This is a genomic window from Pseudomonas sp. ESBL9 (genome assembly GCF_036668715.1).
Taxonomy (GTDB): domain Bacteria; phylum Pseudomonadota; class Gammaproteobacteria; order Pseudomonadales; family Pseudomonadaceae; genus Aquipseudomonas; species Aquipseudomonas lundensis.
The window spans coordinates 329,050-349,363 of the sequence record NZ_JAZEVV010000003.1; the positions used below are offsets into that span (position 1 = coordinate 329,050).

The following is a 20,314-nucleotide window of genomic DNA, read 5'->3' on the forward strand; positions in this document are numbered from 1 at the left end:
AATGGGGGGTGTTTTTCGGGCAAAAAAAGCCCCGCCAAATGGGCGGGGTTGAGGTACGAGCGTGGCGCTCGGAAAACAGTGCGCGGCCCCGGTCTTCGGTGAAGAAGACCGGGGTCTGGCTTACAGCAAGATGGTGCGGATATCGGCCAGCAACTGGCTCAGACGCTGGGTGAAACGTGCAGCGGCAGCGCCGTTGATCACACGGTGATCGTAGGACAGCGACAGGGGCAGCATCAGTTTGGGCTGGAAGGCTTTGCCGTCCCAGACAGGCTGAATGGTTGCCTTGGAGACACCCAGGATCGCCACTTCCGGCGCGTTGACGATCGGCGTGAAGCCGGTGCCGCCAATGTGGCCGAGGCTGGAAATGGTGAAGCAGGCGCCTTGCATGTCGTCAGCGGTGAGCTTCTTGTCGCGGGCTTTGGCAGCCAGCGCAGCGGCTTCGGCAGCCAGTTGCAGCAGGCTCTTCTGATCAACGTTCTTGATCACAGGGACCAGCAAGCCGTCCGGTGTGTCCACGGCGAAGCCGATGTGCACGTATTTCTTGCGGATGATGGCTTTGCCGCTTGGCGCCAGCGAGCTGTTGAAGTCGGGCATTTCCTTGAGCAGGTGGGCGCACGACTTGAGCAGCAGGGGCAGTACGGTCAGTTTCACGCCGGCCTTTTCAGCCACGGCTTTTTGCGCGACGCGGAAAGCTTCCAGCTCAGTGATGTCAGCCTGATCGAACTGCGTCACGTGAGGGATGTTCAGCCAGCTGCGGTGCAGGCTCGACGCGCCGATTTGCATCAGGCGGGTCATGGCCACTTCTTCGACTTCACCGAAACGGCTGAAATCGACAGCCGGAATCGGCGGAATGCCAGCACCACCGGTTGCACCGGCGGCCGGAGCGTCTTTGGCCTTCTGCATCATGGCTTTGACGTAGGCTTGCACGTCTTCTTTCAAGACGCGCCCGTGCGGACCGCTCGGACTCACGGCGTTCAGCTCGACGCCGAACTCGCGGGCCAGCTGACGCACAGCAGGGCCTGCGTGAACTTTGGCGCCTTTTGGCGCAGGCGCGGCGGCCGGGGCAGGGGCTGCCTCGGCTTTGGCGGCTGGCGCAGGGGCTGCAGCAGCAGGCGCTTCAGTTTTGGCCGGCGCCGGGGCGGCTGGCGCAGGTGCAGCAGGTGCCGCCGCGCCTTGAACCTTGAGCTTGAGGATGAAATCGCCAGTGCCGACTTCGTCATCGAGCTTGACCGAAATGCTTTCCACCACACCGGCAGCTGGCGATGGAATTTCCATGCTGGCCTTGTCGGATTCGAGGGTGATCAGCGATTGATCGGCCTCAACGGTGTCGCCAGCCTTGACCAGAATCTCGATGATTTTGGCTTTGCCCGACGAGCCGATGTCCGGGACGTGAATGTCCTGCACGGTGGCTTCTGCCGGGGCCGCAGCGGCGGGTGCCTGGGCGGCTGGCGCTTGTGCGGCAGGGGCTTTGGCAGGCTCATCAGCGGCGGCCGGAGCGGCGGCTTCAGGCGCCGCGCTGGCGCCCTCGACTTCCAGCTCCAGCAGTTCGTCGCCTTCTTTGAGGCGGTCGCCCAGGTTAACTTTCAGGCTCTTGACGATACCGGCCTTGGGCGCAGGGATTTCCATGCTCGCCTTGTCCGATTCCAGCGTCAGGATGCTCTGGTCGGCTTCAATGCGGTCGCCGACCTTTACAAACAGTTCGATGACTTCACCTTCACCGCTGCCGATGTCAGGTACTCGAATGAGTTCGCTCACAAATATTCTCCTCAGCAGTCCAGTGGGTTGCGTTTTTCCGGGTTGATGCCGAACTTGACGATGGCTTCAGCCACCACCTTGGGTTCGATATCGCCACGGTCAGCCAGCGCTTCAAGGGCTGCCAACACCACGAAGTGACGGTCTACTTCAAAGAAGTGACGCAGTTTTTTGCGGCTGTCGCTGCGGCCGAAACCGTCAGTGCCCAGCACTTTGAATTCCTTGACCGGCACCCACTGGCGAATCTGCTCAGCGAACAGCTTCATGTAGTCAGTCGACGCGATAACCGGACCTTTACGGCCACTCAGGCACTCTTCAACGTAGCTGACCTGTGGCTTCTGGCCAGGGTGCAGGCGGTTGGCACGTTCAACGGCCAGGCCGTCGCGACGCAGTTCGTTGAAGCTGGTAACGCTCCAGACGTCGGCACCGATGTTGAATTCGTCACGCAGGATCTTCGCAGCTTCACGCACTTCACGCAGGATGGTGCCGGAGCCCATCAGTTGAACGTGGTGAGCGGCTTCCTTGGTGTCTTCTTCAAGCAGGTACATGCCCTTGACGATGCCTTGCTCGACACCGGCCGGCATGGCTGGCTGCTGGTAGGACTCGTTCATCACGGTGATGTAGTAGAAGACGTCCTGTTGCTCTTCGGTCATCTTCTTCATGCCGTCCTGAATGATCACCGCCAGCTCATAGCCGTAGGTCGGATCGTAGGTGCGGCAGTTCGGGATGGTTGCAGCCAGGATGTGGCTGTGACCGTCTTCGTGTTGCAGGCCTTCACCGTTGAGCGTGGTGCGCCCGGCGGTGCCGCCGATCAGGAAGCCACGGGTGCGGCTGTCGCCAGCGGCCCAGGCCAGGTCGCCAATACGCTGGAAGCCGAACATCGAGTAGAAGATGTAGAACGGCAGCATTGGCTGGTTGTGGTTGGAGTACGAAGTACCGGCGGCGATGAAGGAGCTCATGGCGCCTGCTTCGTTGATGCCTTCTTCGAGGATCTGACCTTTCTTGTCTTCGCGGTAGAACATCACCTGGTCTTTGTCGACGGGCTCGTAGAGCTGGCCGGCGGACGAGTAGATGCCCAACTGACGGAACATGCCTTCCATACCGAAGGTACGGGCTTCGTCCGGGATGATCGGGACGATGCGCTGGCCGATGTCTTTGTCTTTGACCAACTGGGCCAGGATGCGCACGAACGCCATGGTGGTGGAGATTTCGCGCTCGCCGGAGCCGTCAAGGATGGCCTTGAGGGTGTCCAGTGGCGGAGTCGGAATGCTCATGCTCTTGGCGCGACGCTGAGGCACAAAACCGCCCAGTGCCGTACGACGCTCGCTCAGGTAGCGGGCTTCAGCGCTGCCTTCTTCGGGTTTGAAGAACGGCAGGTTTTCGATTTCTTCGTCTTTGACCGGAATGTCAAAGCGGTCGCGGAACAACTTCAGGCTGTCGACGTCGACTTTCTTGGTGTTGTGCGCTGTGTTTTTCGCTTCGCCGGCACCGGTGCCATAACCCTTGATGGTCTTGGCCAGGATGACGGTTGGCTGGTCTTTGTGGTTGACCGCTTCGTGGTACGCCGCGTAGACCTTGTACGGGTCGTGGCCGCCACGGTTGAGTTTCCAGATTTCGTCGTCGGACAGGTCTGCAACCATCGCCTTGAGTTCAGGCGTGTTGAAGAAGTGTTCACGCACGAACGCGCCGTCTTTGGCTTTGTAGTTCTGGTACTCGCCGTCGATGACTTCGTCCATGCGGCGTTGCAGGATGCCGTCGACGTCTTTGGCCAGCAGCGGGTCCCAGAAACGGCCCCAGATGACTTTGGTCACGTTCCACTGAGCACCGCGGAACACGCCTTCGAGTTCCTGGATGATCTTGCCGTTGCCGCGAACCGGGCCGTCGAGGCGCTGCAGGTTGCAGTTGATGACAAAAATCAGGTTGTCGAGGTTTTCGCGGCCTGCCAACGAGATGGCGCCCAGGGATTCCGGCTCGTCACACTCGCCGTCGCCCAGGAAACACCAGACTTTTTGCTTGCCGGCCGGGATGTAGCCACGGGCTTCCAGGTACTTCATGAAGCGTGCCTGGTAGATCGCCTGAATCGGACCCAGACCCATGGAAACGGTCGGGAACTGCCAGAAGTCAGGCATCAGCCAAGGGTGCGGGTAGGACGAGAGGCCCTGACCGTCGACTTCCTGGCGGAAGTTGTTCATTTGTTCTTCGGTGATGCGGCCTTCCATGAACGCACGGGCGTAAACGCCCGGGGAGGTGTGGCCCTGGAAGTAGATCAGGTCGCCGCCGTGTTCTTCGGTCGGGGCCTGGAAGAAGTAGTTGAAGCCGATGTCATACAGGGTTGCGCTGGAAGCGAAGCTGGAGATGTGACCGCCCAGGTCAGAATCTTTCAAGTTCGTGCGCATAACCATGGCCATGGCGTTCCAGCGAACCAACGAGCGAATGCGGCGTTCCATGAACAGGTCGCCAGGCATGCGTGCTTCGTGGGTCACGGGAATGGTGTTGCGGTATGGCGTTGTGATGGCGTACGGCAGCTGCGAACCGGTGCGAGTAGCGAGCTCACCCATACGGGTCATCAGATAGTGAGCACGGTCTTCGCCTTCTTTGTCGAGAACCGATTCCAGGGCGTCCAGCCATTCCTGGGTTTCGACGGGATCGAGGTCTTGCATGGCTTGCTCCAGGGCGGAAAGGCTTCCAGAATCGGTTGCCTGAGTTTGCGACTGGCCTTGTGGGCAGACGACATAAATTCTTGGATAGCCGGAAGTAGATTCCGGGGTTGTGTAGTTTTACTACAAATCGTTGGCCATTTCAGCCTTTCAAATGGGTGAGTCAGTAGTAAAACTACAGGATAGGCTTCAACGGCCCCCTGTTTGCTTGTGTGAAAAATCGATACTGTTGGTGCGAAATTTATCTTTTTGCCGAGTTGTCGCAGGTTTTGTGCCAATAAAAAACAATTGTCAGCTATTTATAACCTTTGTTCGACAGTCGGATTAAACCGCTGTTTCTTCCTGTCACCGTACCCGGCATTCCCTTCGCCGATCAAGGATAGACCATGAGCCTTCCGTCGCTTGCTCCAATCCCCTCCCTTTTAATGCCCGTTGCGAACCGTGCCGAACAGTCCTGGCGCGCTGCAGTGGCCGGGCTTGACGGCGGGCCGGGGCTGGACGATTGGTCTGACGCGCGTTGGGCAGCGTTCAGTCGCGTCAGTGCGGCCAGCGACTTCTTTATTGAGCAGGCGTTACGCGACCCGTTGATGTTGCTGGAGCTGGCGAGCTTCGGTGAGCTGGACCGTAACTTCGCGCCTGGCGAGCTGTGCGGGCAAATTGCTGCCGCTGTGCAGCAGGCGCAAACCGATGAGGAGTTGGCTCGCGTGTTGCGTCGCCAGCGCACGCGGCAGCAAGTGCGCATCATCTGGCGCGACCTGACCCGCCAGGCGGATTTGATCGAAACCTGCCGCGACCTGTCGGACATGGCCGATGCCTGCATCGATCAGGCTTATCGCTGGCTGTACGAACGTCATTGCCAGCAGTTCGGCACACCGATCGGGCAGCGCAGCGGCGAGCCCCAGCCGATGGTGATTCTGGGCATGGGCAAGCTCGGGGCGGTGGAGCTGAACCTGTCGTCGGACATCGACCTGATCTTCGCCTACCCCGAAGGGGGCGAAACGGTCGGCGCCAAGCGCCCGCTGGACAATCAGGAGTTCTTCATTCGGTTGGGCCAGCGCCTGATTAAAGCGCTGGACCCCATGACCGTCGACGGTTTTGTATTTCGCGTCGACATGCGTTTGCGCCCGTATGGCTCGTCCGGGGCGTTGGTGCTGAGCTTCAATGCGCTGGAGCAGTATTACCAGGACCAGGGCCGCGACTGGGAGCGTTACGCGATGATCAAGGCCCGCGTGGTGGCAGGCGATCAAGTCATGGGCGCGCAATTGCTCGATCTGTTGCGCCCGTTCGTGTACCGGCGCTATCTCGATTTTTCGGCGATTGAAGCGCTGCGCACCATGAAGCAGCTGATTCAGCAGGAAGTGCGGCGCAAAGGCATGGCCGACAACATCAAGCTGGGGGCGGGCGGGATTCGCGAGGTTGAATTCATTGCTCAGGCCTTCCAGTTGATTCACGGGGGGCGAGACCTGAGCTTGCAACAGCGCCCGCTGCTCAAAGTGCTGAGCATTCTGGAGGGGCAAGGCTATTTGCCTGCCGCTGTGGTCGCTGAATTGCGCGAAGGCTATGAATTTTTGCGCTACACCGAGCACGCGATTCAGGCGATTGCCGATCGCCAGACCCAGATGCTGCCCGACAGCGAGCTGGACCAAGCGCGCATTGCGTTCATGATGGGGTTTGACAGTTGGGCCGCGTTTCACGCGCAACTGATGGCGTGGCGAGGGCGAATTGACTGGCATTTCCGTCAGGTGATTGCCGACCCGGACGACGAAGAAGACATCGATGACGGTGAGCTGATTGTCGGCGGGGAATGGTTGCCGCTGTGGGAAGAAGTTCAGGACGATGCAGCGGCGTGCGTTCAACTTGAAGAGGCCGGGTTTGTCGACGCGCCCAAGGCACTGAAACAACTGGCCAGTCTGCGTTCCAGTCCGCAATTGCGCGCGATGCAGCGCTTGGGGCGAGAACGTCTCGACGCGTTTATCCCGCGCCTGCTGGCCCAGGCGGTTGAACACGCCAACCCGGATTTGGTGCTGGAACGGGTGTTGCCGCTGGTGGAAGCCGTGGCCCGTCGCTCGGCGTATCTGGTGTTGTTGACCGAAAACCCCGACGCGCTGCGCCGTCTGTTGACCTTGTGTGCGGCCAGCCCGTGGATCGCTGAGCAAATCACGCGCTTTCCGCTGCTGCTCGATGAGTTGCTGAATGAAGGCCGTCTGTTCAAGCCGCCCCTGGCGCCGGAGCTGGCTGCGGAGTTGCGTGAGCGCCTGACGCGCATTCCGGAAGATGACCTGGAACAGCAGATGGAAGCGCTGCGTAATTTCAAACTGGCGCACCGTTTGCGCGTGGCGGCGTCGGAAATCGCGGGCAGCCTGCCTTTAATGAAGGTCAGCGATTACCTGACATGGCTGGCCGAGGCCATTCTGGAACAAGTGCTGGCGCTGGCCTGGCGTCAGACGGTTGCCAAATACGGCACGCCGCAGCGCACCGACGGCAGCCTGTGCGACCCCGGCTTTATTATTGTCGGCTACGGCAAAGTGGGCGGTATCGAACTGGGGCACGGCTCTGATCTGGACCTCGTGTTTATCCACGATGGCGACCCGAACGCCGATACCGACGGGCCAAAACCCATCGACAGCGCACAGTTTTTCACTCGCCTGGGGCAGCGGATCATTCACTTGCTCACCGCGCAAACCAACTCTGGCCAGTTGTATGACGTCGATATGCGCTTGCGTCCGTCAGGCGCTTCCGGGTTGTTGGTCAGCTCCCTCGGTGCTTTTGAGCGCTATCAGCAAAACGAAGCCTGGACCTGGGAGCATCAGGCGTTGGTGCGCGCCCGTGTGCTGGTGGGCTGCAAGCAAGTGGGCAGTGCATTCGAGCAAGTGCGCGCCAGCGTGCTGGGCCGCGAGCGGGACTTGCCCACGTTGCGTCAGGAGGTCAGCGAGATGCGGGCCAAGATGCGCGACAACCTCGGCACGCGCATAACCGCCGCCGGCCTGGGTGAAAACGCCTTCGAGGCCACGGTGCCGTTCGACCTCAAGCAGGACGCCGGAGGTATCGTCGATATTGAATTTATGGTGCAATACGCGGCCCTTGCATGGGCGCGGGACTACCCGCAGTTGCTCCGTTTCACCGATAACATCCGCATTCTGGAAGGGCTGGAAGAGGCCGGGTTAATGCCCGCCGCCGATGCCAGCCTGCTGCGTGAGGCTTACAAGGCCTTTCGTGCCGTTGCCCACCGCCAGGCCTTGCAGAAGGAAGCCGGGGTGGTCACGGGCGATCAGTTTGTCGTCGAACGTCAGAACGTACGGCGCATTTGGTCTGAGCTGGGCCTGGGCCCGGTCAGCCAGAACACAGAGTTAAAGCTGTAAAACGTATCCGGCGGGCCCATAAGGTCCGTCCAATTTGCCTGTCGTCTCAAGGCGCAGGTGCTGGATTCTTTGAGGAGCGTAATGATGTCGATGGCTGATCGTGATGGTGTGATCTGGTATGACGGCAAATTGGTGCCGTGGCGTGACGCAACAACCCACGTGCTGACTCATACCCTGCACTACGGCATGGGCGTGTTTGAAGGCGTGCGTGCGTACGAAACCCCGCAGGGCGCCGCGATTTTCCGCCTGCAGGCGCACACTGACCGCCTGTTCGATTCGGCCCACATCATGGGCATGAAGATCCCGTTCAGCAAAGACGAAATCAACGAAGCGACCCGCGTGGCGGTGCGTGAAAACAACCTCGACAGCGCCTACATTCGCCCGATGGTGTTCTACGGGTCTGAAGCCATGGGCCTGCGTGCCACCGGGCTGAAAGTCCACGTGATCATCGCGCCGTGGAGCTGGGGTGCCTATATGGGCGCCGAAGCACTGGAAGTCGGGATCAAGGTGCGTACCAGCTCTTTCACCCGCCACCACGTGAACATTTCCATGACCCGTGCCAAAGCCAACGGTCATTACATCAACTCGATGCTGGCCCTGCAGGAAGCGATTTCCGGCGGTGCCGACGAAGCGCTGTTGCTGGACCCGGAAGGTTTCGTGGCCGAAGGCTCGGGCGAGAACGTGTTTCTGGTCAAGGATGGCGTCATCTACACTCCGGACGTGACCGCGTGCCTCAATGGCATCACCCGCAGCACGATCCTGACCCTGGCCACCGAGCTGGGTTACAAATTTGTTGAAAAACGCATCACCCGCGACGAGGTGTACATCGCCGACGAAGCGTTCTTTACCGGCACGGCCGCTGAAGTGACGCCGATTCGTGAAGTCGACGGGCGTCAAATCGGGATCGGCCGTCGTGGTCCGATCACTGAAAAACTGCAAAAGGCTTACTTTGATCTGGTTACCGGCAAAACGTCGGCCCACGCCGAGTGGCGTACACTGGTCAAATAAAGCGAAATGGCATCACAGCGGGGAGGCGAAAGCCTGAGACCCGCCAGTTAAGAACAGGCTGCCCCTGCACGAGCGAGTTCGCTCACTCCTGCGGCTGATGGCCCTTGACTGGCGAGCATCAGGCGAATGCCTCCCTTGCTTGTTTATGGAAACTTATGAAAATTTTGATCGTTGGGCCCAGCTGGGTCGGTGACATGGTGATGGCGCAGACACTGTTCCAGTGCCTGAAACAGCGTCACCCAGAGTGCGAAATCGATGTGCTGGCGCCTGAGTGGAGCCGGCCGATTCTCGAGCGCATGCCTGAAGTTCGCCAGGCCTTGAGCTTTCCGCTCGGCCACGGCGCACTGGAACTGGCCACGCGGCGCAAGATCGGCAAGTCCCTCAAGGGTCAGTACGATCAGGCCATCCTGCTGCCCAATTCATTGAAATCGGCGCTGGTGCCGTTTTTCGCCGGGATCGCCAAGCGCACCGGCTGGCGGGGCGAATTTCGCTACGGCCTGCTGAACGACGTGCGCACGCTCGACAAAGAACGCTACCCGCTGATGATCGAGCGCTTCATGGCGCTGGCGTATGCGCCGGGCGCCGCGTTGCCCACGCCGTACCCGCGCCCGGCCTTGCAAATTGACCCGCAAAGCCGCGACGCGGCACTCAACACCTTTGGCCTGACCCTCGACCGTCCGGTGCTGGCGCTGTGCCCAGGTGCGGAATTCGGTGAGTCCAAGCGCTGGCCGTCTGAACACTACGCCAACGTCGCTGAACAGAAGATCCGCGAAGGCTGGCAGGTGTGGCTGTTCGGGTCGAAAAACGATCACGCGGTGGGCGAAGACATCCGCGCACGCTTGATCCCCGGCTTGCGTGAAGAGGCCGTCAACCTCAGCGGCGACACCTCGCTGGCCGAGGCCATTGATCTGTTGTCTTGTGCCGACGCCGTGGTGTCCAACGATTCGGGCCTGATGCACGTGGCGGCTGCGCTGAATCGCCCGCTGGTGGCCGTGTATGGTTCAACCTCGCCGGGTTTCACCCCGCCGCTGGCCGACAAGGTCGAGATCGTGCGCCTGGGGCTCGAATGCAGCCCGTGCTTTGAACGCACCTGCCGTTTCGGTCATTACAACTGCCTGCGCGAACTGATGCCGCAACTCGTCGTAGACGCCTTGCAGCGTTTGCAGGGCTCACCGGTCGAGGTTCACTAGGTGCGCGTCCTGTTGGTGAAAACCTCATCCCTTGGGGATGTGATTCATGCATTGCCTGCGCTGACCGACGCCGCGCGGGCGATTCCGGGCATCACGTTTGACTGGGTGGTGGAAGAAGGCTTTGCCGAGATTCCGACCTGGCACCCGTCAGTGGGCAACGTGATTCCCGTGGCCATCCGCCGCTGGCGCAAGAACCTCTGGGAAACCATCAAAAGCGGCGAATGGCGACGTTTCAAGCAACGCTTGCGCGCTGAAAAATACGACCTGGTCATCGACGCGCAGGGTTTGCTCAAAAGTGCGTGGCTGACCCGCTATGTCAAGGCGCCCGTCGCAGGGTTTGATCGCGACTCGGCCCGGGAGCCGCTGGCCAGCCGTTTTTACCAGCGCCGCCTGGCTGTGGCGCGCGGCCAGCACGCCGTCGAACGTTTGCGTCAGCTGTTTGCCGTTGCGCTGGGCTACGACTTGCCCAAAGGCTTGGGCGATTACGGGCTGGATGTCGACCGCTTGGTCGAGTTGCCGCGTCAGAAGCCGTTTGTCCTGTTCCTGCACGGCACCACGTGGGACACCAAACACTGGCCCGAAGTGTACTGGCGCGACCTGGCCATTCGCATGGGGCACCTGGGCGTTCAGGTGCGTTTGCCGTGGGGCAACCCGGCCGAGAAGGCCCGCGCGGAACGTATCGCCAGGGAGTTGCCTCACGTGGTGGTACTGCCCAAGTTGAACCTGGCAGGCGTCGCCAAAGTGCTGGCCGGCGCCAGTGCCTGCGTGGCGGTGGACACGGGCCTCGGGCATCTGGCGGCGGCACTGGATGTGCCCACCATTTCCCTGTTCGGGCCGACCAACCCCGGTCTGACGGGCGCCTATGGCAAGTCGCAAATCCACCTCGCCAGCGATTTCCCGTGCGCGCCTTGCCTGCAGAAAAAATGCACATACCCACCGACTGCACAGGACCAGCAGCGGTTTGACCTGAAAACCGAGTGGCCCTTGTGCTTCACTCGTTTGAACCCTGAGCGTGTCGCAAGTCGATTAAGCACGTTGTTACTGGCTGAGGAACTGCGCTGATGCAACTGGCTTTTGTCCTGTACAAATACTTTCCGTTTGGCGGTCTGCAACGGGACTTCATGCGCATTGCGCTGGAGTGCCAGAAACGCGGGCACCAGATCCGCGTCTACACCATGATCTGGGAAGGCGATATCCCGCCGGGTTTTGAAGTGCTGGTGGCGCCGGTCAAGGCGTTCTTCAACCACACGCGCAATGAAAAAATGCTCGCCTGGATGCAGGCTGACCTGACCAAGCGCCCGGTGGATCGTCTGATTGGCTTCAACAAAATGCCGGGGCTGGACGTCTATTACGCCGCTGACGGTTGTTTTGAAGACAAGGCGCAAAACCTGCGGCACTCGATGTACCGCTATTTCAAGCGCTACAGGCACTTTGCCGAGTACGAGCGCGCGGTGTTCGACAAGCACGCTAAAACCGACATTCTGATGATTTCCGAAGTCCAGCAACCGTTGTTCATCAAGCACTACGGCACCCCGATCGAGCGCTTCCATTTGCTGCCGCCGGGGATTGCGCTGGATCGCCGTGCGCCGCCGAATGCGGCTGACATTCGGGCGGATTTCCGTCGTGAGTTCAAGCTGGCAGACGATGATTTGTTGCTGGTGCAGATCGGCTCTGGCTTCAAGACCAAAGGCGTGGATCGCAGCCTTAAAGCGCTGGCGGCATTGCCCGCGGACCTTAAAAAACGCACCCGCCTGTTTGTCATCGGTCAGGACGACCCCAAAGTCTTTCAATTGCAAAGTGCCACGTTGGGGCTGGGCGAGCACGTGCAGTTCATGAAAGGGCGCAGCGACATCCCGCGCTTTTTGTTGGGCGCGGACGTGCTGATTCACCCGGCCTACAACGAAAACACCGGCACCGTACTGCTTGAAGCGCTGGTGGCCGGCTTGCCGGTGCTGGTCAGCGCGGTATGCGGTTACGCCCATTACATTGCCGAAGCGGATGCGGGGCGTGTGCTGGATGAGCCGTTCGAGCAGGCGCAACTCAATGAGTACCTGACCCACATGTTGTCCGATGATGCTGCGCGCGCGGCCTGGAGCCAAAACGGCCTGGCCTTCGCGCAGACGGCCGACCTCTATAGCATGCCGCAGCACGCTGCGGATGTGATTCTGGCGGAGCAACACTGATGAAATTGATACTTGCCGAACCGTTCAAGCGCTTATGGGCCGGGCGCGATGCGTTCACCGAAGTCGAGCGTCTGGAAGGCGAGGTTTACCGCGAGCTGGAAGGCCGACGCACGTTGCGTACTGAGGTCGACGGGCGTGGTTTCTTTGTCAAAATCCACCGGGGCATTGGCTGGGGCGAAGTGTTCAAGAACCTGCTGACCGCCAAATTGCCCGTGCTCGGCGCAGGTCAGGAGTGGCGGGCGATCAATCGCCTGCATGAGGTCGGCGTTCCGACCATGACCGCCGTGGCCTATGGCGAGAAAGGCAGCAACCCGGCCGCACAGCACTCGTTCATCATCACCGAAGAACTGGCGCCCACGGTCAGCCTTGAAGATTTCAGCATCAACTGGGTCAAGCAACCGCCTCAGCCCCGGCTCAAGCACGCGCTGATCGCTGAAGTGGCGCGCATGACCGGCATGATGCACCGCGCAGGCGTCAACCATCGCGACTGCTACATTTGCCACTTTTTGCTGCACACCGACCAACCGGTGACGCCGGACAATTTCCGTCTGTCGATCATCGATTTGCACCGCGCCCAGACCCGCCCGGTCATCAGCCGCCGCTGGCGCAACAAAGACTTGGCAGCGCTGTATTTTTCGGCGCTGGACATCGGCTTGACCCCGCGCGACAAGCTGCGTTTTTTGCGCGGTTATTTCCAGATGCCGCTGCGCCAGATCTTGCGCGATGAAGCCCGTCTGTTGGCCTGGCTGGAAGGCAAGGCGAAAAAACTCTACGAACGCAAAGTGCGTTATGGGGATGCACTGTAATGGCGGGCTGGAATCTGGACCCGGCCTACAGCGCGCTGGCCCGAGACTTTGGCACCCTGGACGCGGTGTTTGCGCTCAAGGGCGAACACCTGACCCGCGATCCGCTGTCGGAGGTGATCCGCGTTCAGCGCGAGGGCGTGAATTATTACGTCAAGCGCTACACCGGGGCTGGCAAAGGGCTGCGTCGCTATCTGGGCCGCCCGCGCGTGAAGTCCGAATGGCAGAACCTCAAGCGGTTCGCCAAGTGGGGCATTCCGACGGCTGACGTGGTGGCCTGGGGCCTTGAGCGTAAAGGCCTCGCCTACGCCCGTGGCGCCATGATTACCCGCGAACTGCCGAACACCCGCGACCTCTCGGAGCTGGCCGACAACAACGACCCGTTGCTCAAGGACCGGCGTTGGGTCGATGGAGTCAGCCGCCAGTTGGCGCGTTACACCAAGACCATGCATGACCACCGCTTCACCCATAACGATTTGAAGTGGCGCAACTTGCTGATCGACGATCAGGCGCAGCTGTATTTGATCGATTGCCCCAACGGCGACTTCTGGCGCGGTTTCTGGCTCAAGTACCGCATCACCAAAGACCTGGCCTGCCTCGACAAAGTGGCCAAATACCACCTGTCGGCCACCCAGCGCCTGCGCTTTTATTTCCAATACACCGGGCGGACGACGCTCACTGGGGCGGACAAGGAACGCGTCCGTCATATCGTGCGTTTTTTTGAGGGCCGGGAATGACTGATTTTGTGGCAGACGCTGATCGCGCCTTGCTGGAACGCAATGGACTGGCGGATTTCGATGCGTTGTGGAACCTGCAACTCGATGCGGTGGACGAACCCAACACCAGTCGCGGTGGCTGGAGCAGCGTGTTTCGCATGGACCTCGACGGTCAGGGGTTTTACCTCAAACGTCAAAGCAACTACCTGACCCGCACGCTGCACAGCCCGTTGGGTGAGCCGAGTTTCGCCCGCGAGTTCCGTAATATTCAGCGCTATCAGCAGTTAGGCATTCCCGCGCTGGAAGCGGTGTTTTTTGGTGAGCGCAAAGTCGGGGGCGAGCGTCGGGCCATTCTGATGACCCGTGCGCTAGATGGCTGGAATGACCTCGAGTCGTTGCTGGAGCAATGGCCCCAGTTGAGCGCACCCCAGCGCCAGGCGATCTTGCAGGCCTGCGGCCAACTGGCGCGGCGTCTGCACGAGGTGCGTCAGGTGCATGGCTGTTTCTACCCCAAGCACATCTTTTTGCAGCCTGATGGCCCGGCGTACCGCGCGCAGTTGATCGACCTTGAAAAAACCCGGCCGTTGCTGTTGGGCCAGCGCGACCGGGTCAAGGATATTGAGCCGTTACTGCGCCGCGCGCAGGTCTGGACTGAAACAGACGTGCGCACGATGCTGGCGGCTTATCTCGATCAGCCCCTGGACAGCGGTTTGGTCGAGGCGTGGTATCAACGTCTGAATGTGCGTCGTAATCAAAAGGAGAACCGCTGATGCGTCTATCCGAACTGCAAAAAACCGGGCGTGCCCCGGGATTGCCGCTGAGTATTGAGCTGGCGGACGCTGCCGGGCCCGCGCACTTGCAACTGCTGACGTTGTTGCGCGTCTTGCCGGGCCAGCGCTATGTCGGCGCCGGTGTCTGGCGTGGTCGCACCGTGCTGGCCAAATTGATGGTCGGCAGCAAGGCTGCGCGCAACTTTGAACGTGAGCTGACGGGTGTCCGCGTGCTGGCCGAGCAGGGGTTGACTACACCGCTGTTGCTGGCAGACGGGTTGCAGGAAGGTGAGGGCGGCTGGTTGCTGTTTGAGTTTCTGGAGCACGCCGAGAGCTTGGGCGACGCGTGGCGCGCCGTTGAGGATTTGCCGGTGCTGGCAGACGAGCAACAAGCTGTATTGGCGCAAGCTCTGGAAGCCATTGCCCGGATGCACCTCAAAGGCGTGTGGCAGCAAGACCTGCATCTGGACAACCTGTTGCGTCAAAACGGCAAACTGTTCGTCATCGACGGTGGCGGTATTTGCGTTGAAACCGCGGGCACGCCGTTGTCTCGACAAAAGGTGCTGGAAAACCTTGGGGTGTTCTTCGCCCAGTTGCCCAAAAACCTTGAGCCGTTTATCGAAGAGTTGCTGGTGCATTACCTACTCAGTAACGGTGAGCACGCCTTGCCGCTGGAAGCATTGCTCAAGCACGTCGAAAAAGTGCGCGCCTGGCGTCTGAACGACTTTCTCGACAAGGTCGGCCGCGACTGTTCGTTGTTCAGCGTGCAACGTGGGGCGATGGCCTTTCAAGCTGTGCGACGTGAAGAAGAGGCCGCGATGCTGCCGGTGCTGGCCAGGGCTGATGCGTTGCTCGATCAGGGCCATCTCTACAAAACCGGCGGCGCAGCGAGTGTCGGCAAGGTTGAAGTAGACGGTCGCACGCTGGTGATCAAACGCTACAACATCAAGGGCGTTGCCCATTGGCTTAAACGCTTCTGGCGCCCGAGCCGCGCCTGGCACTCATGGCGTGAAGGCAATCGGCTGGCGTTTCTCGGTATCGCCACGCCCAAGCCGTTGGCACTGCTGGAAACCCGGTTTTTGTGGTTGCGCACCAAGGCCTATCTGGTCACTGAATACTTGCCCGGGCCGGACATCATTGAGCGTTTTGCGCCTTACGTTGAGAGCGGCGATGCCCCAGAAGCCGAGTTGCAGGCGCTGGATCAGCTGTTTGCTGACTTGATTCGTGAGCGCATCAGCCATGGTGATCTGAAGGGGCATAACGTGTTTTGGGACCCATCGCGGGCGCCCGGACGTTGGGCGCTGATTGATCTGGACTCAATGTGCCAGCACCGCAGCACTGCCAGCTTCTCCGCGGCCTACGCCCGTGACAGGGCGCGTTTTATGCGCAACTGGCCCCAGGCTTCAGCGTTGCATCGTTTGCTGGACGCGCGCCTGCCCACGTGCTGATCGATGTGGGTTGACCCGCGCGCCCCTCTGCAAGGCCCCGCCCCTTTCGGCGGTGCCTGACAGACAGGCGCCGTGCCAGACTGCTATGTAGTTAATTTACGGGGCATGCCGCAGGCCGATAGCGTGAAGGTCTTCTATCAAGTCTTTGACGAAAACGTAGCGCTTTTCATGAACGGGTTGCCAGCGAGGGCGCTCGATAAAAAAGTGCCCTGATTCGGTTGTTTTCAAAGGCGTATAAACGATTTCATTGGAAGTGGATCGATGTATTAACCGTGCGCCTTGCGGGGAGTTGTCGAGCAGGAATGTGCCGGGTTTATCCAGTTGATGTTCAAGCTGCTCTACGCTCAAGGGTGGCCTGTTGGGCTGGGCACCTTGGATGTTTACTTCAAGCCAATAATCGTTTTTCAGCAATTTATAGTCAGCGCCGGGCCTGCTCTTTATCAGGTCACTGATGTCTTGGCGAAGGGTGTAGGGTGTGCCGCAAGCGGCATCGGTCACTCGTATTCCAACAGCCCCTTCAAGTTCTGACAGACCCGGTACACCTTTGAACGTGTTGGCGTGTGAATTGCCTGTCAAGGCGATCCATTTGTGTCCGCCGGTGTCTGCCATATGTTTTTGGATAACACGAGAAGCGACGTAACTGAACATTTCATACCGTTCCAGATTAAAGGCGGTTATTGGCAAGTCCTGCGAGTAGTAACTGGCCATGCAATCGAGGGCTTTCATTTCAATCCCGTAACGCCTCGCCTCTCGTACCAGGTTGCTATAGGTATAGGGGGTGCCCTCGGGCAATTGGTGACCCGCATCCTGGTTTTTAAGAAACTGCTTTAACGGTCGATCCATCTTTCCGGTTTTAAAGTATTTATCGAGCAACGGTTGATGCGCGTCGGTTTGAAGGTGTTCGAGATAAATCACCTTCACCTTGTTTTTAGACAGAGACTTCATGCTCTCGATAAGAATCTTTTTGGCGCCGATGTCCGAGTGGCATTCACCGACCACGATGCCGTTGAAGTCTTCATGTAACCGCTTGAAAAAATCCTGTGGCGCCATGGGCGCCGGCAACGTGGGGCGTGCAGGTCGTGGCTTTATAGGGTTGCTTGCGAAAAAGTGTTGAGCGTCGGCCAGCAACTTAAACCGAAACTCAGTGAAGAACTTAGCCAGCCGTGCGATTTCGGGATTGGGGAAAATATAGTGGCTGTCCAGAAACTTGGGCGTGTTTTCAATATGAAGTTGCAGGGCTTTGTTGTATTGCGCAGGTACGTCGTAATGACCTTCAGGCACTACGGGCAGGGCAGCAGGCAGTTCAATATCGGGGTTTCGCAGTGACCGCCAGCAGTTTGGCCCCAGCTTGATTTCCCAGTGCTCCGCAGTTTTACGCAGTTTGTACGGGCCGGCACGCTGTGCTGATCCGCCGGGTGTTTGCACATACACGTTGCGGCCCAGCCAACCTTTGTACACCTCATATACATGGCCGTTTTCCTGTATGTAACGCTTGTTATTGAGGTGATAGATGCCCTGGCTGTCAGCCGTATGAGCTGACAGGTTCACGCCAGTCACCCGTGCACTTTCCACGAGGCGTACAGGGGCGCTCTTTCGTTGGAAGAATGGTGCCACCACATTAACGCCCCAGCGCCCGGCCGAGACTTCCCGCACAGGCGCCTGATACGGTGCGTTGGGGTTGCGTTCATCAATCACGCGCCAGGTGTTCTCCAGCGTGTCGTAGCGAGCGCGGTACACGTTGCCGGTTTCATCTTTTATATAGTGCCGCGTTGGCCCGGTTGCGCTTGCAACTGACTCATACACACCGCCGCCATAGGCCCCGCCCGTTTTCAGAAGCAGGTCGCTGCCGGGCTTCGCGCATGCCGCGCCGGGACTGAGTGTTGCCGCTGGGGGTTTGACACGCTGGCGGATGGCGCGCGCGAAAACAGAGGAGCCCGCGAAATCTGAAGCGCCATCGGTCACATGGGCGATAGCCCCCATGAAGTGCAAAAAGGCTTCGTGTTCTTCTTCGCGTGCGAGTGCGTCCACCCCCAGCGTGATTTGATAAATGAAGCGCAGCGCCACAATGGGCAGCAGCACGCGGACAGGCAATACGAAGGACACCACATCAACGACGGCCAGCACCGCGTCCTTGGCAGTGTTGACGTTACTTTCGTAGGTGGAGGTCGTTTGCTCATCCGCGTCCCGGAACGCGTAGGACACTTCATTGTTGTATGACGCTTCGAACGCATGGTCATAGATGATCTGCAGCTGGGTGCTGGATTCATCCAGGCCTGCTTTCAACAGGGGCGTGAGGTAAGGCTGGCGAGCGGATGTCACACGCTGTTGCACATAGCTGTGCAAATGCTCGCGGGACATTAACTGCCCCAGCGCCTGACGAGCGTTCGCCACCAGAAACCGGCTATTGTCGGGCGCATCAGGCAGGTAACAGAGCAGCTCGGTGCTTGCGGTCGAACTGAACACCATCACGCCGGGCAGCACGTTCTTATTCACGATCAATAGCTGTGCCCTGACCTGCGCACCCTCGACCTTTGCACGTGTTGCGTCATCGGGCTGATCGAGCACGGCTTGTACGATGGCCACTTGCGTGGCGTTCAGGGTGCCGGCCAATTTGGCTTCAAGCAGGTCCAGGCTTAGTTGTGCCTGCTTTAGCGCTACGTAGCGTTCTTTACGCCAGCCGGCTTGTGACGACGTCACCAACACATGATTCAAGTGTTTGATATAGCTGTCGCCCACATCCAGCTGGCGGACCAGCGTCTTGATGTAGTCCTTGGTGAGGACCGGGTGCGGGGTGCCATTGGCCTCTATGATCTGGGCCGTGAGCGCAAACGTCACGTCCCACACACCGACATTGGAGAGTGCCAGCTGGGTCAGGCTCATGCGGTGGGTGACATAGCTGATCGTAGGGCCGGTCCTGTCGATGCTGTTCCCGGCGGTGTAGGCCGAACCAAACGTGGGGAAGATCACGGGGCCTGTTTGAACCGCTTCAGTGGTCAGGATGCACAGGCTGTCGGGGTCGCACTCAATGCCGTGGTCGGCTTTGATCTGCTGCTTGAGTTGCGTGCGGGCGTAACCCAGCAGCGTGTGTTTCTTACCGCTTTCGGTGATGGGGGAGGCATCCGGGGCTTCGCAGGCCTGCTGTTCATGGATCAGTCGTGCTGCGGCCAGCCGCCATTGCGCTTTTTCATCGTCGGTTGCTGTTTTGAGCCAGTGCGGCAACTGCTTCTCAAACAGGTGGGCATAGCGCGAACGCACAATGGCCGCCGGGTTCACGAACCAGCTCGCGTTCACGGACTGTTCGATCCGTTTGAACAGCCGTTGCGGGGACACGAATGTTGTCCCTGCGAGGTGATTGCGTCTGGCTTCGGCGCAGGCATGCAGCATGTCGTGCTTGAGCTTCTCGATTAAGCCTTTTGCGCAAAGGGACGGGGCCTCTTGTTCGGTCGAGACCAGTCTGACCTGCTCAAGACCCTGTGTGTGTGGGTGTTCTTTGGCCAGCACCAGGTTAAGTAAAGCGGCGCGCTGGTCAGGGTCCTTGAGCCTGGCGTTGAGTTCCTGTGTCAGCAGATGCAGCGAATCGAACGCCTCAAGGCCGTTGTCAGGCGTGTAAAACACGACATTGCGCAGGCTTGAGTCGTCCGTGTCGCTCAGGTGTTTGTCGGTAATCGCAAACACCCCCCTCAGCTTGATATCAGGCATAGGCCTTTCGGCCTTCAGGAAAACTTCGTACAGCCCTTGTGTTGAGGAGTGCTTAGGCATAACCGAACTGCAGCAGTGAGTGATTGCATCGGCCGCTGCGCGGCTCAAGGTTTGGTCTTCAAGGCGCACCGCAGCCTCGTCTAACAGCAAATGCTGAAGACACTGGGTCAACCATTGCTGGGGCGGCATCGCTTGGAACTCGGCATGCGGCGTTTGCCAGAAGTCAGCCCAAACGTCCTGAACACAAAGGTCATAGTTGCGAATGACATGCTCAAGGTAGCTTTCAAGGTCGACGGGTGTCAGGCCCGGAGTTCGATGCGCCTCGTCCACGGAGTAGGCCTGGCTGTAAACATGGTGTTGGCCTTGTACGAAGGTAGGCGGAGTTTGTGCCAGAAAGCTGCCTTCGATCTGCGAGCTGAGGGTCTTGCTGACGAGCACCGGGGACTGCCCCGGCTCGGGCAGGGCTTCGTGATTGATGTGCAAACCTTCGGTCCGGCTGTCTTGGGGAAGCCGCGGGAAGGTTTTGCACAGCCGATGATTAAAGGCCGCCTCCAGCGTGGGCACGTGCAAACGAAGAGTGTGCAGCTTATGTTCAGCGCTTTTGAGGCGATCCAGGTGCGTGGTCATATGACGTCCTTGTCAGAGCCCGCGCGGGGATCGCGCGAGCCAGTGCTGACAGGAGATATGAACGGAGTCGGGCTAGGGTGGTAGATAGTTACTGCCGGTGGT

12 protein-coding genes are annotated in these 20,314 nt (G+C 59.6%); 9 read left to right on the forward strand and 3 right to left on the reverse strand.

What is annotated here, in order from left to right; genetic code table 11:
- Positions 1 to 120 precede the first annotated feature (120 nt).
- Complete coding sequence (gene aceF, locus V6F78_RS11195) at positions 121 to 1,755, reverse strand: dihydrolipoyllysine-residue acetyltransferase (protein ID WP_047291583.1); 1,635 nt, start codon at positions 1,753 to 1,755, stop codon at positions 121 to 123.
- 11 nt (positions 1,756 to 1,766) lie between these two features.
- Positions 1,767 to 4,412: a pyruvate dehydrogenase (acetyl-transferring), homodimeric type gene (gene aceE, locus V6F78_RS11200; RefSeq protein WP_047291585.1), complete on the reverse strand. Its 2,646-nt coding sequence runs from the start codon at positions 4,410 to 4,412 to the stop codon at positions 1,767 to 1,769.
- Between the two features lie 383 nt (positions 4,413 to 4,795).
- On the opposite strand from aceE, the gene glnE reads away from it, so the two are divergent.
- From glnE to V6F78_RS11245, 9 genes are all read left to right on the forward strand, one after another.
- Entirely contained in the window at positions 4,796 to 7,768 is a 2,973-nt protein-coding gene (gene glnE / locus V6F78_RS11205; protein WP_047291587.1) for a bifunctional [glutamate--ammonia ligase]-adenylyl-L-tyrosine phosphorylase/[glutamate--ammonia-ligase] adenylyltransferase, read from the forward strand.
- Positions 7,769 to 7,852: 84 nt separating this feature from the next.
- Positions 7,853 to 8,776, forward strand: a complete 924-nt coding sequence (locus V6F78_RS11210; RefSeq protein WP_047273066.1) for a branched-chain amino acid transaminase — start codon at positions 7,853 to 7,855, stop codon at positions 8,774 to 8,776.
- A 155-nt stretch (positions 8,777 to 8,931) separates the two neighbouring features.
- Positions 8,932 to 9,966 carry a lipopolysaccharide heptosyltransferase II gene (gene waaF, locus V6F78_RS11215; RefSeq protein WP_047275016.1) on the forward strand — a complete coding sequence of 345 codons (1,035 nt, stop codon included), beginning with the start codon at positions 8,932 to 8,934 and terminating at the stop codon, positions 9,964 to 9,966.
- Positions 9,967 to 11,028 (forward strand): lipopolysaccharide heptosyltransferase I, encoded by a 1,062-nt coding sequence (waaC, locus tag V6F78_RS11220; RefSeq protein WP_047291591.1) that lies wholly within the window; start codon positions 9,967 to 9,969, stop codon positions 11,026 to 11,028. It abuts the gene before it with no gap.
- The gene (locus V6F78_RS11225; protein WP_094990065.1) at positions 11,028 to 12,149 is read left to right on the forward strand and encodes a glycosyltransferase family 4 protein; all 1,122 of its coding nucleotides are present in this window, start codon (positions 11,028 to 11,030) and stop codon (positions 12,147 to 12,149) included. The genes waaC and V6F78_RS11225 overlap by 1 nt, the downstream gene beginning before the upstream one ends.
- Positions 12,149 to 12,955, forward strand: a complete 807-nt coding sequence (gene rfaP, locus V6F78_RS11230; protein WP_047273070.1) for a lipopolysaccharide core heptose(I) kinase RfaP — start codon at positions 12,149 to 12,151, stop codon at positions 12,953 to 12,955. The genes V6F78_RS11225 and rfaP overlap by 1 nt, the downstream gene beginning before the upstream one ends.
- Entirely contained in the window at positions 12,955 to 13,689 is a 735-nt protein-coding gene (locus V6F78_RS11235) for a lipopolysaccharide kinase InaA family protein (RefSeq protein WP_047273071.1), read from the forward strand. The genes rfaP and V6F78_RS11235 overlap by 1 nt, the downstream gene beginning before the upstream one ends.
- Entirely contained in the window at positions 13,686 to 14,438 is a 753-nt protein-coding gene (locus V6F78_RS11240) for a lipopolysaccharide kinase InaA family protein (protein ID WP_094990066.1), read from the forward strand. Before V6F78_RS11235 ends, V6F78_RS11240 begins: the two co-directional genes overlap by 4 nt.
- The gene (locus V6F78_RS11245) at positions 14,438 to 15,886 is read left to right on the forward strand and encodes a lipopolysaccharide kinase InaA family protein (protein ID WP_094990067.1); all 1,449 of its coding nucleotides are present in this window, start codon (positions 14,438 to 14,440) and stop codon (positions 15,884 to 15,886) included. Before V6F78_RS11240 ends, V6F78_RS11245 begins: the two co-directional genes overlap by 1 nt.
- Before the next feature lie 96 nt (positions 15,887 to 15,982).
- Here V6F78_RS11245 and V6F78_RS11250 read toward each other — a convergent pair whose 3' ends face one another.
- Positions 15,983 to 20,212 carry a membrane-targeted effector domain-containing toxin gene (locus V6F78_RS11250; protein WP_332727227.1) on the reverse strand — a complete coding sequence of 1,410 codons (4,230 nt, stop codon included), beginning with the start codon at positions 20,210 to 20,212 and terminating at the stop codon, positions 15,983 to 15,985.
- Between the last annotated feature and the right edge of the window lie 102 nt (positions 20,213 to 20,314).

Coding starts and splice junctions, on each gene's coding strand:
- aceE (WP_047291585.1), bottom strand. CDS start 4,412: ATGCAAGACCTCGATCCCGTCGAAACCCAGGAATGGCTGGACGCCCTG.
- glnE (WP_047291587.1), top strand. CDS start 4,796: ATGAGCCTTCCGTCGCTTGCTCCAATCCCCTCCCTTTTAATGCCCGTT.
- V6F78_RS11210 (WP_047273066.1), top strand. CDS start 7,853: ATGTCGATGGCTGATCGTGATGGTGTGATCTGGTATGACGGCAAATTG.
- waaF (WP_047275016.1), top strand. CDS start 8,932: ATGAAAATTTTGATCGTTGGGCCCAGCTGGGTCGGTGACATGGTGATG.
- V6F78_RS11225 (WP_094990065.1), top strand. CDS start 11,028: ATGCAACTGGCTTTTGTCCTGTACAAATACTTTCCGTTTGGCGGTCTG.
- rfaP (WP_047273070.1), top strand. CDS start 12,149: ATGAAATTGATACTTGCCGAACCGTTCAAGCGCTTATGGGCCGGGCGC.
- V6F78_RS11235 (WP_047273071.1), top strand. CDS start 12,955: ATGGCGGGCTGGAATCTGGACCCGGCCTACAGCGCGCTGGCCCGAGAC.
- V6F78_RS11240 (WP_094990066.1), top strand. CDS start 13,686: ATGACTGATTTTGTGGCAGACGCTGATCGCGCCTTGCTGGAACGCAAT.
- V6F78_RS11245 (WP_094990067.1), top strand. CDS start 14,438: ATGCGTCTATCCGAACTGCAAAAAACCGGGCGTGCCCCGGGATTGCCG.
- V6F78_RS11250 (WP_332727227.1), bottom strand. CDS start 20,212: ATGACCACGCACCTGGATCGCCTCAAAAGCGCTGAACATAAGCTGCAC.